Annotated in this window: 10 protein-coding genes; 7 read left to right on the forward strand and 3 right to left on the reverse strand. The window is 71.5% G+C overall.

Features of this window, described 5'->3' with window-relative positions; all coding sequences use genetic code 11:
- Positions 1 to 18: 18 nt before the first annotated feature.
- The 7 genes from tssC (at position 19) to FGX59_RS00955 (ending at position 8947) form a co-directional block, all read left to right on the forward strand.
- A complete protein-coding gene (gene tssC / locus FGX59_RS00925; protein WP_138464634.1) occupies positions 19 to 1491 on the forward strand; it encodes a type VI secretion system contractile sheath large subunit in 1473 nt (490 codons plus the stop codon).
- 66 nt (positions 1492 to 1557) lie between these two features.
- Positions 1558 to 2088 (forward strand): type VI secretion system tube protein Hcp, encoded by a 531-nt coding sequence (locus tag FGX59_RS00930; protein ID WP_138464441.1) that lies wholly within the window; start codon positions 1558 to 1560, stop codon positions 2086 to 2088.
- A gap of 72 nt (positions 2089 to 2160) precedes the next feature.
- Entirely contained in the window at positions 2161 to 2694 is a 534-nt protein-coding gene (gene tssE / locus FGX59_RS00935; protein ID WP_138464443.1) for a type VI secretion system baseplate subunit TssE, read from the forward strand.
- Positions 2691 to 4565: a type VI secretion system baseplate subunit TssF gene (gene tssF, locus FGX59_RS00940; RefSeq protein ID WP_138464445.1), complete on the forward strand. Its 1875-nt coding sequence runs from the start codon at positions 2691 to 2693 to the stop codon at positions 4563 to 4565. The genes tssE and tssF overlap by 4 nt, the downstream gene beginning before the upstream one ends.
- Positions 4529 to 5602 carry a type VI secretion system baseplate subunit TssG gene (gene tssG, locus FGX59_RS00945; RefSeq protein WP_138464446.1) on the forward strand — a complete coding sequence of 358 codons (1074 nt, stop codon included), beginning with the start codon at positions 4529 to 4531 and terminating at the stop codon, positions 5600 to 5602. The genes tssF and tssG overlap by 37 nt, the downstream gene beginning before the upstream one ends.
- Positions 5599 to 6936 carry a hypothetical protein gene (locus FGX59_RS00950; protein ID WP_138464448.1) on the forward strand — a complete coding sequence of 446 codons (1338 nt, stop codon included), beginning with the start codon at positions 5599 to 5601 and terminating at the stop codon, positions 6934 to 6936. The genes tssG and FGX59_RS00950 overlap by 4 nt, the downstream gene beginning before the upstream one ends.
- 31 nt (positions 6937 to 6967) lie before the next feature.
- Positions 6968 to 8947 (forward strand): type VI secretion system Vgr family protein, encoded by a 1980-nt coding sequence (locus FGX59_RS00955; RefSeq protein ID WP_138464449.1) that lies wholly within the window; start codon positions 6968 to 6970, stop codon positions 8945 to 8947.
- A 55-nt stretch (positions 8948 to 9002) separates the two neighbouring features.
- Here the strand turns inward: FGX59_RS00955 and FGX59_RS00960 are convergent, their stop codons facing one another.
- From FGX59_RS00960 to FGX59_RS00970, 3 genes are all read right to left on the reverse strand, one after another.
- Entirely contained in the window at positions 9003 to 9959 is a 957-nt protein-coding gene (locus FGX59_RS00960; protein ID WP_171060459.1) for a response regulator, read from the reverse strand.
- 97 nt (positions 9960 to 10056) lie between these two features.
- Complete coding sequence (locus FGX59_RS00965; RefSeq protein ID WP_138464453.1) at positions 10057 to 11784, reverse strand: ATP-binding protein; 1728 nt, start codon at positions 11782 to 11784, stop codon at positions 10057 to 10059.
- Positions 11785 to 11841: 57 nt separating this feature from the next.
- Positions 11842 to 12867 (reverse strand): cytochrome-c peroxidase, encoded by a 1026-nt coding sequence (locus FGX59_RS00970; protein ID WP_171060460.1) that lies wholly within the window; start codon positions 12865 to 12867, stop codon positions 11842 to 11844.
- Positions 12868 to 12900: the final 33 nt, after the last annotated feature.

A 12900-nucleotide genomic window follows, 5' to 3' on the forward strand; every position in this document is an offset into this window, starting at 1 on the left:
CCCGTCCCCGAGGCTGCCATGGCCGGCCTGCCGGTGCTTCCCGCCGAACGCGGCGAGCTGGAGCTGCTGCTGCACCGCGAGTTCCGCTCGCGCAGCGAAGAGACCCGCAGTTCCGTCGACGCGGCGGTGCGCACGCTGGCGCGCGCCGCGCTGGAGGACCAGTCGCTGATCCGCGAGGAGGTGATCCCGACCATCGAGGCGATGATCGCCGCGATCGACGCCAAGCTGTCGGCGCAGATCAACGAGATCATCCATCACGAGGAGTTCCAGCGGCTGGAGGCCGCCTGGCGCGGACTGCACCATCTCGTCTACAACACCGAGTCCGACGAGACGATGAAGATCCGCGTCCTGCCGGTCACCAAGAAGGAGCTGTCGCGCGTCCTGCGCAAGTTCAAGGGCGTGGCCTGGGACCAGAGCCCGCTGTTCCGCAAGCTCTACGAGGAGGAGTACGGCCAGCTCGGCGGCGAGCCCTATGGCTGCCTGATCGGCGACTTCCATTTCGACCACACGCCGGTCGACGTCGAGCTGCTGGCCAATGTCTCGAAGGTGGCGGCGGCGGCGCATGCGCCCTTCATCGCGGCGGCGGCGCCGCGGCTGATGCACATGGACGACTGGCAGGAGATCGCCAATCCGCGCGACCTGACCAAGCTGTTCCAGACGCCCGAGCATGCCGCCTGGAACGCGCTGCGCGACAGCGAGGACTCGCGCTATCTGGCGCTGACCCTGCCGCGCTTCCTCGGCCGGATGCCCTGGGGGGCCGAGACCAATCCGGTCGATGCCTTCGATTTCGAGGAGGTGGTCGATGGCGGCGACAGCAGCCGCTACCTGTGGTGCAACGCGGCCTATGCGATGGGCGTGAACATCAACCAGTCCTTCAAGCGGCACGGCTGGCTGTCGCGCATCCGCGGGGTGGAATCCGGCGGGCTGGTGGAGAACCTGCCGGTGCATGCCTTTCCCACCGATGACGGCGGCATCGACGTCAAGTGCCCGACCGAGACCGCGGTCAGCGACCGCCGCGAGGCGGAGCTGTCCAAGGCCGGGCTGATGCCGCTGCTGCACCGCAAGAACACCGGCTACGGCGTCTTCATCGGCGCCCAGACGCTGAACCGCCCGGCCGTCTACGAGGATCCGGCCGCCACCGCGAATGCCGAGCTGAGCGCCCGGCTGCCCTATATCTTCGCCTCCAGCCGCTTCGCGCATTACCTCAAATGCATGGTCCGCGACAAGATCGGCTCCTTCCGCGAGCGCCACGAGGTCGAGGAATGGCTCAACGGCTGGATCCAGCAGTACATCCATCCCTCGCCCAGCCTCGCCAGCGAGGACGGCAAGGCCGGCAAGCCGCTGGCGGCCGGCCATGTCGAGGTCGAGGACGAGCCCGACAATCCGGGCTACTACCGCGCGCGCTTCTTCCTGCGCCCGCATTACCAGCTCGAGGGGCTCAGCGTGTCGCTCCGGCTGGTCTCCCGGCTGCCCTCGGCGGCCGGAGAGTAGGGCTGCGGCCCGTTCCCGGCCACAGCGACGACCCACATCCATGCATTCCGAAAGGCGGAGTAGAGAATGGCACACGACGCGTATCTGTTCTTTCCAAGCGCAGTCCAGGGCGTATGGCCCCGGGGCGAGGCGCAGGTCGGCAACGACCGCGGCGCAATCATGCTGACCGACCAATGGGGCTTCGCCCTGGAGAACAAGCTGAATATCGGGCCCCAGACCATGGGCGCGGGCGCGGGCAAGGCGGAATTCGAGGCCTTCACGATCAAGAAGCAGATCGACAGCGCCTCCTCGCACCTGCTCGAGGCCTGCGGCCGGGTCTGCCACTTCAACAATGTCCAGCTCAAGCTGCGCAAGTCCACCGGCAGCAGCAACGGCAAGCTGAACAACTACCTGACCTGGACCTTCCACATGCTCGCGGTCGAGAAGGTCGAATGGACCTATGGCGATCCGGCGCCGGAGGAGACGATCACCTTCAAGTTCGGCGTCTGCAAGATCGAGTACCAGAAGCAGGATGACTACGGCAACCTGACCCAGGCGGGCCTGTCGGCCTGGAACCAGGTCGACAACAACAACAGCGAGACCATCGGCGCCCGCTGAGCGCGCCGCGCGCGGGGATCCGGAGCGCGGATCCCCGCAGCGGCCTTCCCGCATCCCAGACGGAGTGATCCCATGACCCGGAGCCCCGCAGACGCCATGCCGATGCCCTCGCTGCTCGACCGGCTGACCGATGACGCGCCGCTTCTGCGCGAGGACCCGCGCGGCCGCCCGGGAGGCGGCCCCGCAGGCGGACCGCCAGGCGGACTGGCCGGGCTGAAGCGCGCGATCCTGCGCGACATCTCCTGGCTGCTGAACACCGCCGCGCTGGAGCGCAGCGCCGACCTCTCGGCCTGTCCCCATGTCGCGGCCAGCTGCCTGAACTACGGCGCGCCCTCGCTCTATGGCCGCGAGCGCGAGGGGCTCGACCTCTACCGGCTGCAGGAGGAGATCGCGGACGCGCTGCGGCGCTTCGAGCCGCGGCTGGCGCCCGGCAGCCTCCTGGTGAGCGGCTGGGAGAGCGGCGAGGCCGGGGCGGCGATCTGCCTGCGCATCGAGGCCGAGCTGCGGGTCGAGCCGATGCCGGTGCGGATGGTGATGCGCACCGAGATAGACCCGGACAGCCCGGCCATCCGCGTCGTAGAGGCGCGCGGGGAAGGCCGGCCATGACCCCGGATTTCCTGCGGCTCTACAACGAGGAGCTGGGCTACATGCGCGAGATGGGCGCGGAATTCGCCGCCGCCTATCCCAAGATCGCCGGACGGCTCGGGCTGGAGGCGGCGCCCGCGGCCGATCCCAATGTCGAGCGGCTGCTCGAGGGCGTGGCCTTCCTGGCGGCGCGGGTGCAGGCCAAGCTGCAGGCGCGCTTTCCCGATTTCACCCAGCACCTGCTGGAGATCGTCTATCCGCATTTCCTGGCGCCGGTGCCGTCGATGGCGATTGTCGGCTTCCGCCCCGATCCCGATGCCGGGCGGATGCAGGCCGGCCATCTGGTGCCGCGCGGCGCGCGGCTCACCAGCGCGGTGCTGCCCGGGACGATCACCGCCTGCGAGTTCCGCACCGCGCGGGACGTCCGGCTCTGGCCGCTGGAGATCCGCGCCGCGGAATATGTCGATGCGCCCGCGCGGCTCGCCGCGCTCGAACTTCCGGCCGGACGCCGCGCGGCCGCCGCCGCGATCCGGCTGCGGCTGGGCACCACCAACGGCCTGCCGCTGCAGGCGCTGGGGCTCGGGTCGCTCGACCTGCATTTCCCGGCGGCCGGCGGCACGGGCGGGGCGCTCCTGCGCCAGCTCCTGGCCGATTGCACCGGCATCCTGTTGCGCCCGCTGGAGCGGCCCTGCCCCTGGCAGGAGCGGCTGCCGGCCTCGGCGCTCCGCCACTGCTTCGACGACCCCGCCGAGGCGCTCCTGCCGGTGGTGCCGCGGGCTTTCGACGGCTACCGGCTGCTGCAGGAGTACTTCGCGCTGCCCGAGCGCACGCTCTTTGCCGAGCTTTCGGGGATCGGCGACGCGGTGCGCGCCTGCGAGGCCGAGGAGATGGAGATCGTCTTCGCCCTCGGCCGGGCCTGCCCGCGGCTGCAGCGCGGGCTGCGGCGCGAGAGCTTCTGCCTCTTCGCCACCCCGGCGGCCAATCTCTTCGAGCGCCGCGCCGACCGCATCCAGCTCGACGATGCCCGCCACGACTACCATGTCGTCCCCGACCGGGTGCGGCCGCTGGATCTGGAAGTGCATTCGGTCTGCTCGGTCGAGGGCGAGACCGCCTCGGGCGGCAGCCAGGCCTTCCGCCCGTTCTACAGCCTCGCCGGGGACGGGCAGGCGGCGGCGGGCGGCTACTACACGCTGCGCCGCGCGCCGCGGGTGCTGTCGCAGGCGGCGCGCCGCGCGGGCGGGCGCACGGGCCATGCCGGCAGCGAGGCCTATCTGGCGATCGCCGATCCCGCCTGCCCGCCCTACGATCCGGAGCTGCGGCAGCTCTCGGTCGCCTGCCGCTGCACCAACCGCGATCTGCCGCTCTTGATGCCGACCGGGATCGGCGAGACCGATTTCACGCTGGAGACCGGCGCGCCGGTGGCCGCGATCCGCTGCCTGGCGCCGCCGACCGCGCCGCTGGCCTCGGCCGCCGAGGGCGATACCGCCTGGAAGCTGATCAGCCACCTGTCGCTGAACTACCTGTCGATCGCCGATACCGGGGGCGGCAGCGGCGCGGCGGCGCTGCGCGAGCTGCTGTCGCTCTATGCCGGGCCCGGCCGGGCCGACCTGGCGCGGCAGGCCGCCGGGATCGAGACGGTCTCCTGCGCGCCGGTGGTGCGCCGGCTGGGCGGGGCGGGGCAGTCCGCCGTCGCCCGCGGCACCGAGATCGCGCTCTGCCTCGACGAGGCCGCCTTCGAGGGGATCGGGATCTATCCGCTGGCCGCGGTGCTGGCGCGCTTCCTGGCGCGGCATGCCTCGCTCAACAGCTTTGCCGAAACCGTGCTCTGCACCCGGACCGAAGGGGAGGTCGCGCGATGGACGGCGCAGCCGGGACGCAGGGCCACGCTCTGAACGCGCTCCTCGCCGCGGCCGCGGCCGCGCCCGAGCGCCACGGCTTCTGCCTGTTCCTGCGGCGGGTCGAGGCGGCGCGGCAGGGGCATCCGCGGCTGGGCGAGTCCGCCCGCCCGGCCGAGGACGCGCTGCGTATCGGCCAGGACCCTTCCGCGGGCTTCGCGCCGCGGTCCCTGGCCCGCGTCGTGCCGGGCGGTGCAGGGGCGCCTGCGCGGCTGCAGACCTTCCATTTCGGGCTCTTCGGGCCGAACGGGCCGCTGCCGCTGCACCTGACGGACCATGCCCATGGGCGGCGGCTGAACAGCCGCGACGGGAGCTTCGCCGCCTTCGCCGACATGCTGCAGCACCGCATGGCGACGCTGTTCTACCGCGCCTGGGCCGAGGCCGATCCGGCGGTTGCCAGCGACAGCGACGGCGGAGGCCGCTTCGCCCGGCAGCTCGCCGCGCTCTCGGGCTACGGCATGGCCTCGCTCGAGGACCGCGACGCGATGCCCGACCTGGCGAAGCTGCATTTCACCGGGCTCCTGGCGGCCGGGCCACGCCATCCCGAAGGGCTGGCGGCGCTGGCGGCGGGCTGTTTCGGCGTGCCGGTCGAGGTGGCGGAATTCATCCCCTCGCGCGTGGCGCTGCCGGACGAGCTGCGCTGCCGGCTGGGCGGCGAGACGGCGACGCTGGGCGAGGGCGGCGCGCTCGGCGCGCGGGCGCGGGTGGTCCATCACCGGATCCGCCTGTCGCTCGGGCCGCTCGACCTGGCGAGCTATCTCCGCTTCCTGCCCGGCGCCCCCGCGCAGGGGCGGCTCGAGGCGCTGATGCGCAACTACCTGGGCGATGCGCTCGACTGGGAGCTGAACCTCGTCCTCGCCGCGCCCGAGGTGCCGCCGCTGCAGCTCGGGCGGCAGGGCAGGCTCGGGCTGACCGCCTGGTGCGGCCCGCGGCGGGACCCGGCCCCGGCGCGCGACCTCATGCTCTGCAAGGCGTCCCGCAGGGCGCCCGGCACTGCCGACGGATCACCACCTGATCAAGGAGAGAGACCATGACGACGGATGCAAAGGGCAAGGCCCCCGCGAGACCGACCCGTTTCTCGCTGGACGAATTGATGGCGCGGCCGGGCGGGCCTGCCGGCCAGGAGGCGGCGGGCATCGAGCTCGACGATCTTGGCGGCTGGCCGCTGCCGAATGCGCAGGGGGTCGTGGCTGCCGCGCCGTCGGGCGAGGCCCGGGGCGGCCCGGAGACGCGCCCGCAGGACGCGCCGGGACGCGCGCGCCGCCAGACCGGCAGCGGCCCGGCCGTGGCCGGTCCGTCGACCCAGGCCGTTTCGCCCGCGGGCGAGCCGGTCCCGCCTTTCGGCGACGGGCAGGACGGCGCGCGCCATCTCTCGCCGCAAGAGGCGGAGGCGGCGCGGATCCTGGCGGGGCGCAGCCCGCAGGAGGCCTATTACTACCGCCAGGGCCGCAGCGCCGCCAATCGCGCCGCTGGCGCTGCCGGCCCCGACGCGGCGGCGCAGCAGACGGCCGCCGCCAAGGCGGCCAAGGCGACGGATGTGCAGGTCTTCCTCAACCGGCCGGTGTCGCTCGCGCCGCGCGACTACCGCGAGAAGGTGCCGATCGCGCTGCCCGCAAGGCCGGACACGGTCCGTCCGCGAGACCTGGCCAAGATGGCGCCGCATGATCTGAAGGCCTTTCCCTGGTGCCAGACCGCGCTGATCATGTCGCGCAAGGAGAAGGTCGCCCCGGAGGTGCCCGTTCCGGCACCGGGCGCGGCGGGCAGCTCCTCGGCCGCGGCGGCGGACAAGGACAAGGAAGACGAGAAGGACGAGGTGCAGCGCTACTGCATCCCGGTCCTCTATAACGGCCAGACGCTCTATGCCGAGTACGAGCCCGACCTGTGGCTCATGTCGTCGGGCAGGGTGCGGCTCGACGGCAGCCAGGACTTCACCATCGAGGTGGTCTACGACCATTGCGGCCGCCAGTGGGTGACGCCGGCGCAGCGCAAGGCGGCGGCGGTGCTGCTGCAGGAGAACTACCGCAAAGAGCTCGACACGCTGCTCGGCCAGATCGGCGGCGGCGGCTCCGACAGCGAGAGCGTCGGCGAGCAGATGAAGGAGGCGATCCGCAGCTTCGAGCTGAGGATGGGCCTGTTCCTGGAGGGCGAGGTGACCCATGCCGAGCTGATGAAGGACTACGCGGCCTGCCGCGACAGCATCGCCAAGCTCGATTCCGACAAGAAGAGCCGCGCCACGGCGCGCCGGCGGCAGATCTACCTCGCCGTTGGCGCGGCGATGCTGGCCGCGGTCAGCGCGGCGTTCGTGATCTACCGCACGACCAGCAGCAGCAGCGGCGGCAGCTCCTCCGGCTCGGGCGCGTCGTCATAGCCATGGCACGCGACATCCAGGGACCGGCCGCATGAGCCCGCTCGATCCGCCGCCGGTGGCGCAGGGCGCGCTGCCGGGCAACCGGCATGCAGCGATCACCGCGGCGCCCTTCCCGCTCGAGGGGGTGGCGCTGCGCCAGGTCGCCGGGCGCGAGGCGCTCGGCGAGCCCTTCAGCTACCGGGTGAAATTCGTCTCGAAGGACCCGCTGCGCGGCTTCGGCCGCCTGCCGGGCGAGCGCATGACGGTCGGCCTGGCGCTGGCGGGCCGCGGCCTGCGCCATTTCAACGGCCTCATCGCCCGGGCGGAGTTCCTGGGGATCGAGGATACGCGGCGGCTCAACTACGAGGTGGAGCTGGTGCCCTGGCTGGCGCTGCTCGGGCTGCGCCGCACCTGCCGGCTGTTCCATGGCCAGACCAGCCTGGAGATCGTCCGCACGATCCTGGCCGAGCATGGCGGCAGCTTCGACATCCGGCTGCGCACGCGCCTGCCGCAGCGCCCGACCACCGTCCAGTACAACGAGACCGACCTGGATTTCGTCTCGCGGCTGCTCGAGGAGGACGGCATCAGCTACTATTTCGAGCATTCCGCCACCGGCCACCGGATGATCCTGGCGGACGGGCCCTCGGGCCACGACCCCTGCAGCCCCGAGGCGGTGCCGACGCATCTGAACCTGGGCCCGTTCCGCTATGCCGCCGACCTGATCTGGCGCTGGTCGGAGCGCACGGCGCTGACGCCCGGGCGGGTGGCGCTGGCGGATTACGACCACGAGAAGCCGCGCGCGGCGCTCTCCGCGCTGGAGCCGGTTCCGGCGGCGGCGATGGGCGATATCCGCGGCAGCGCGGCGCGGATCCAGCCGGGCGGCGCCAGCTCGGGCGCCGCGCCCGCGAGCGCGGCCGAGACCGAACCGGGCACCGCGGCGCTGCGCGAGAGCTTCGATTTTCCAGGCTGCTTCCTCAGCCGCGAGGACGGCGCCTTCCGGGCGCGCCGCCGCGCGGAGGCGATCGCCTGCGAGGCCTACCGCGCCGGGATCGAGGGCAGCATGCGCCAGATCTCGGCGGGCTGCGTGTTCCGCGCCGAGAACCCCTATGACGCCCCGGCGATGGCGGAGCGGACCGAGCCGGTGCAGCGCTGGCTGGCCGTGGCGTCGGAATTCGAGATCACCGGCGAGGCGGGCGAGAGCGGGGCGGAGGCGCCGCGCTATCTCTACCGCGCGCGGGTCGAGGCGCTGCCGGCCGAGACGCCCTACCGCCCGCCGCTGCGCACTCCGCGGCCGCGGATCGCCGGGCCGCAGACCGCGGTGGTCATCGGCGCAGGCGGGGCGGCGCCCCGGACCGACCGGCTGGGCCGGATCCGGCTGCGCTTCCACTGGGACCGCGAGGGCGGCACGCCCGCCTCGGGCTGGGTGCGGGTGGCGCAGCCCTGGGCGGGAAAGGGCTTCGGCGGGCTGGTGCTGCCGCGGGCGGGGCAGGAGGTCGTGGTGCAGTTCCATGACGGCAATCCCGACTGGCCGCTGGTGACCGGCGCGCTCTACAATGCCGACCATCTGCCGCCCGAGACCCTGCCTGCGGGCGTGGCGCGCTCCACCTTCCGCTCGCAGTCGCTGCCGGGCGGGGCCGGGCGCTACAGCGAATTCCGCTTCGACGACAGCGCGGGGAGCGAAGAGGTCTTCCTGCGCGCGCAGCGCGACTACAACCTCAAGGTCGGCGAGACCCACCGGCTGAGCGTCGGCGCGCGCTACCTGCTGAGCGCGGCGGCCGGCACCGGGCCCAGCCGCAGCTTCGTCGAGGTCGCCCCGGACGGCATCCGCCTGGTGCTGCAGGGTCCGGCCGGGCCGCAGGGGATCGAGATCCGCCCCGAAGGCGTGTCGATCATCGGCACGACGGTGGGGCTGATGTCGCGCCAGGGGCCGGTCTGCACGTTGCCGGTGATGGCGCCGCAGCCCTCGCCGGCGCTGACCCGGGCGCTGGCCTCGGTGGCGATCCCGCCCGCGGACGGGCGGATCGCGGACTGAGCGGACCGGCGCTGCGGTGCAGGCCGGCCTCGGGGCGTCAGCGGGGGCGGGGGGCTCAGTCGACCTTGGTGAAGCGGCTCAGCCCCTGCACGAAGCTTTCGTAGATCGCGTTGTCGGGATCCTCGCCCTCGGCGCCGCGCTGCATCCGGCGGCGGATCACCCGCGGATCCGCCAGGCGGCGGTGATGCTCGCGCATCGCGGTATTGACTGCCAGGCGGAACAGGTTGGGGCTGAGCGGCTTGATCGCGAAGCGGTAGATCTTGCCGCGGTTGATCAGCTTGATGATCGTGTCGCTATTGGGATTGGCGGTCATCGCCACCACTGTGATCGCCGGGTCGGAATCGGCGATCTGCGCCAGCAGCTCGCTGACATCAGTGCCCTCGAGCTCGGCATTGATGACGATCACGCCGATCTGCTCCTGGCGGACGATCTCCAGCCCCTCGCGGATGCTGGCGGCGCCGCGGACATTGTAGTCGCGGGTGAACATCTCCAGCACGCTCTGCCGGTCGCTCTCGACGCCGTCGATGGCCAGCAGCTGCGAGCCGATGCTGAATTGCGGCTGGCTGTCGAAGCTGTCCCCGGCGGGCGGCTCGGCGGCCTGCCAGACCGGCGGGATCGCGCTCTCGAGCTTGCGCTGGCCGCGGGCGACATCGACCGCCTCGGTGATGACCGAGCGCAGCTCCTGCTGGTTCCAGGGCTTGTTGAGGAAGCGGAAGACCTCGCCTTCGTTGACCGCGCCGATGATGGCGACGAGATCGCTGTAGCCGGTCAGCAGCACCCGCACCGTGCTGGGCCAGCGCTCGCGCACCTGCGACAGCAGCTCGATCCCGGTCATGTTGGGCATGCGCTGGTCGCTGGCGATCACGTCGACATCGACGGTTTCCATGATCGCCAGGGCATCGGCACCGCTGAGCGCAGTATGGACCTCGTATTCGGCGCGGAACATGATCTTCAAGAGCTTCACGATCCGTTCTTCATCATCAACGAAAAGCAGCACCGGCTTCTGGCTCATCTGTTGCATCCCTTGTTCTGGTTTGATCTGGAGCCGGCCGGACAGGGCGGCCTGCGGAAAGCCGGACCGGCCGCGGCGGGGCGGCCGGTCCGGGCGCTCATGCGGAGGCGAGCTGCCGGACGGGCAGGCCCGGCATCTCCTCGTCGTCCCGGACCGCGGCATTGCGCGGCAGCGTGACCGTGAAGACCGTGCCGCTGCCGGGCGTGGTGTTGACCGTGATCGTGCCGCCATGGTTCTCGATGATCCGGTAGCAGATGGACAGGCCCATGCCGGTGCCGTCGCCGACCGGCTTGGTGGTGAAGAACGGATCGAAGATCCGCGGCAGCACGTCGTCGGGGATGCCGGGGCCGTTGTCGCGGATCTCCACCCGGATCGTGTCCGAGGAGGTCAGCCGGGTGCGCAGGGTCAGCTTGCCGCGGGTGCCGCTATCGGCCATCGCCTGCACGGCGTTGTTGATGAGGTTGAGGAAGACCTGCCGGATCTGCGAGGGCGCGGCCATGATCTCGGGCACGCCGTCGAAGTCGCGGTCGACATCGGCGACGTATTTCAGCTGCGAACGGGCGATCAGCAGCGCGCTTTCCAGCCCGTCCTCCACCGAGAACCGCTCGGCATGGCCGCGGTCGAAGCGGCTGAAGTTCTTCATCGTGCGGATCAGCGTGGCGATCTCGTCGATGCCGTGCAGCCCGTCATCGAGCAGCATCTGCAGCTCCTCGCGGTAGAACTGCGCCTCCTCCTCGTCCTCCGTGTCGCGGCCGAGCACCGCGCCCGACTGGTCCTCGGACAGGGCGCGCTCCTTGATCAGCTCGAAGACCGTGCGGACATAGGCCAGCGGCGTGTTGATCTCGTGGGTGATCCCGGCGACCATCTGGCCGATGGCCGAGAGCTTGGCGGATTGCAGGAGCTGTTCCTGCACGTCTTCATTGGCCTGCTGGAGCATGTGGTTGTCCTCGTCGAGCTTGACATAGCGGCTGCGCAGCGCGGCGATCAGCGCGATCACCGACAGCGCCAGAAGCGCGGCCAGCCCGGCGGCCAGCCACAGGAGCTGCCGCCGGCCGTCCTGCAGCCCGGCCTCCAGGCTCTGCACGGCGCCCTGAAGATCGGCGACGGCGATGTCGGAGGGCACGGCGCTGACCGCGAGCATCAGCTCGTTGCCGCGCTGCCTTTCGCGCACCACCACCGCGGCCTGCGCCACCAGCTGGTCGACCAGCTCGGTCAGCCCGGGCGAGCGGTCGCGCACCGCCTGGCGCATCTCGTCGAATTCCGCGGCCACCGTCGCCGCCAGGCTGTCGGTCGGCGAGATCACGAAGCTGGTCATCGCCATCACCGTCTGGCTCATCATGTCGGCCAGCCGCTCGCCGTCGCCCGTCGCCTGGGAATAGACCTGCGGGTTCTCGAAGAAGGCCGAGACGCCCGAGGGCAGCACGCTGGCGGAGTTGCGCATCATCGCGTAGCTGGCCTTGATCTGCTCGCTGTACCATATCTTGCGCTCGACGGTTTCGGCGAAGCGCGCCAGCTCGGGCCCGAGCGCGGCGAGGCTGCCGTCGGACTGCTGGATCCCCTGCAGCGCGTCCAGCCCGGCCTCCAGCTCGACGACCCCGCGGGCGACGGCGTCGTAATTGGGCGCGATGCCCAGCTCCACCGCCAGCAGGTCGAGGCTCCAGGAGGCTTCCCTGTCGTCGAGCGCGGCGAGCCGGGCGCGGAACTCCTGCAGCGCGCTGTCCCGGGGCTGCATCTGGTAGATCACGAAGCCGATGGCGACGGCGAGCGCCGCGATGACGGCAACGCAGATCGCCCAGGCTCGGTTGGACTTCAGTAGTTCCGTCATGATCCGATGTCTCCAAGGTCAGTGAACGGGGCCGCCTGGAAGCGACCGGGCATGGGTCTAGTCGCCGAGCGGGACGCCGCGGTACTCGCCGCTGAGCGATCCGAGGAAGGCCTCGATTTCGGCGCTCTCGCGGTCGCTGATCTCGCGGCCGAGCTGGTAGAAGGCCATCACCGAGATCGCGTCCTGCAGCGTCTCGGCGGAGCCGTCGTGGAAATAGGGGTCGGTCTGGGCGACATTGCGCAGGCTGGGCACGCGGAAGACCGGCTGGGTGTCGGAAATGCCGGTCTCCTGCGCGGCGCCGGGCGTGTCGGCGCCCGCGCGCGCGGCCAGGGGCGTGCCGAAGATGCCGAAGACCTGCACCATGTTGCCGCCGACATTGACGCCCTGGTGGCAGGAGACGCAGCCGTAATCCTTGAAGATCCGGTAGCCGGCCTTGGCCTCGGCGCTGATCGCGTCGGCGTCGCCGCGCAGGTAGCGGTCGAAGGGCGCGTTCGGCGTGATCAGCGTGCGCTCGTATTCGGCGATGGCATTGGCGACGGTGTCGCGGGTCATGCCCTCGGGATAGATCTCGCCGAAGGCGGCGGTGATGCCGGTATCCTCGGACAGCCGCCGCAGCACGTCGGGCCACTGCGCGCCCATCGTGTTGGGGCTTTCGATCACGCTGAGCACCTGCTGCTCCAGCGTGCGGTTGCGCGCGTCCCAGTTCAGCCGCGCGCTCAGCGCCACGTTGAAGATCGTCGGCGTGTTGGTGATGCCGGGATGGCCGGGCAGGCCGGGCGAGACCGCCAGCCCGTCGGCGCCGCCGCGCGGCAGCACGTGGCAGGTGGCGCAGGCGACGCCGTTGTCGCCCGAGAGCCGGGTGTCAGAGAACAGCCGCCGGCCCAGCTCGGCCTTGCGCGGATCGGCACCGAGCCCCATCGGCACCGGCAGGATCGGCTCGTCCGCGGACAGCTCCACCGCCTGGGCCTGCGCGGCCTGGACGGTCGCGAATGCCGCCGCGGCGGCGGCCAGGAGGGTCCTTCGCCAGCGTGCGGGAGGCGTCCCGGGGCGGTCCCGTCCTGTCTGCGGGATGGCAGATGTCATGCGTGCTCCCCTTTCCTTTCGTGGCGGCCCCTG

The organism is Poseidonocella sp. HB161398 (genome assembly GCF_005870025.1).
Lineage (GTDB): Bacteria > Pseudomonadota > Alphaproteobacteria > Rhodobacterales > Rhodobacteraceae > Mangrovicoccus.

Bases quoted from the DNA above. Each gene is read 5' to 3' on its own strand.
- tssC (WP_138464634.1), top strand. From the start codon at position 19: ATGGCCGGCCTGCCGGTGCTTCCCGCCGAACGCGGCGAGCTGGAGCTG.
- FGX59_RS00930 (WP_138464441.1), top strand. From the start codon at position 1,558: ATGGCACACGACGCGTATCTGTTCTTTCCAAGCGCAGTCCAGGGCGTA.
- tssE (WP_138464443.1), top strand. From the start codon at position 2,161: ATGACCCGGAGCCCCGCAGACGCCATGCCGATGCCCTCGCTGCTCGAC.
- tssF (WP_138464445.1), top strand. From the start codon at position 2,691: ATGACCCCGGATTTCCTGCGGCTCTACAACGAGGAGCTGGGCTACATG.
- tssG (WP_138464446.1), top strand. From the start codon at position 4,529: ATGGACGGCGCAGCCGGGACGCAGGGCCACGCTCTGAACGCGCTCCTC.
- FGX59_RS00950 (WP_138464448.1), top strand. From the start codon at position 5,599: ATGACGACGGATGCAAAGGGCAAGGCCCCCGCGAGACCGACCCGTTTC.
- FGX59_RS00955 (WP_138464449.1), top strand. From the start codon at position 6,968: ATGAGCCCGCTCGATCCGCCGCCGGTGGCGCAGGGCGCGCTGCCGGGC.
- FGX59_RS00960 (WP_171060459.1), bottom strand. From the start codon at position 9,959: ATGAGCCAGAAGCCGGTGCTGCTTTTCGTTGATGATGAAGAACGGATC.
- FGX59_RS00965 (WP_138464453.1), bottom strand. From the start codon at position 11,784: ATGACGGAACTACTGAAGTCCAACCGAGCCTGGGCGATCTGCGTTGCC.
- FGX59_RS00970 (WP_171060460.1), bottom strand. From the start codon at position 12,867: ATGACATCTGCCATCCCGCAGACAGGACGGGACCGCCCCGGGACGCCT.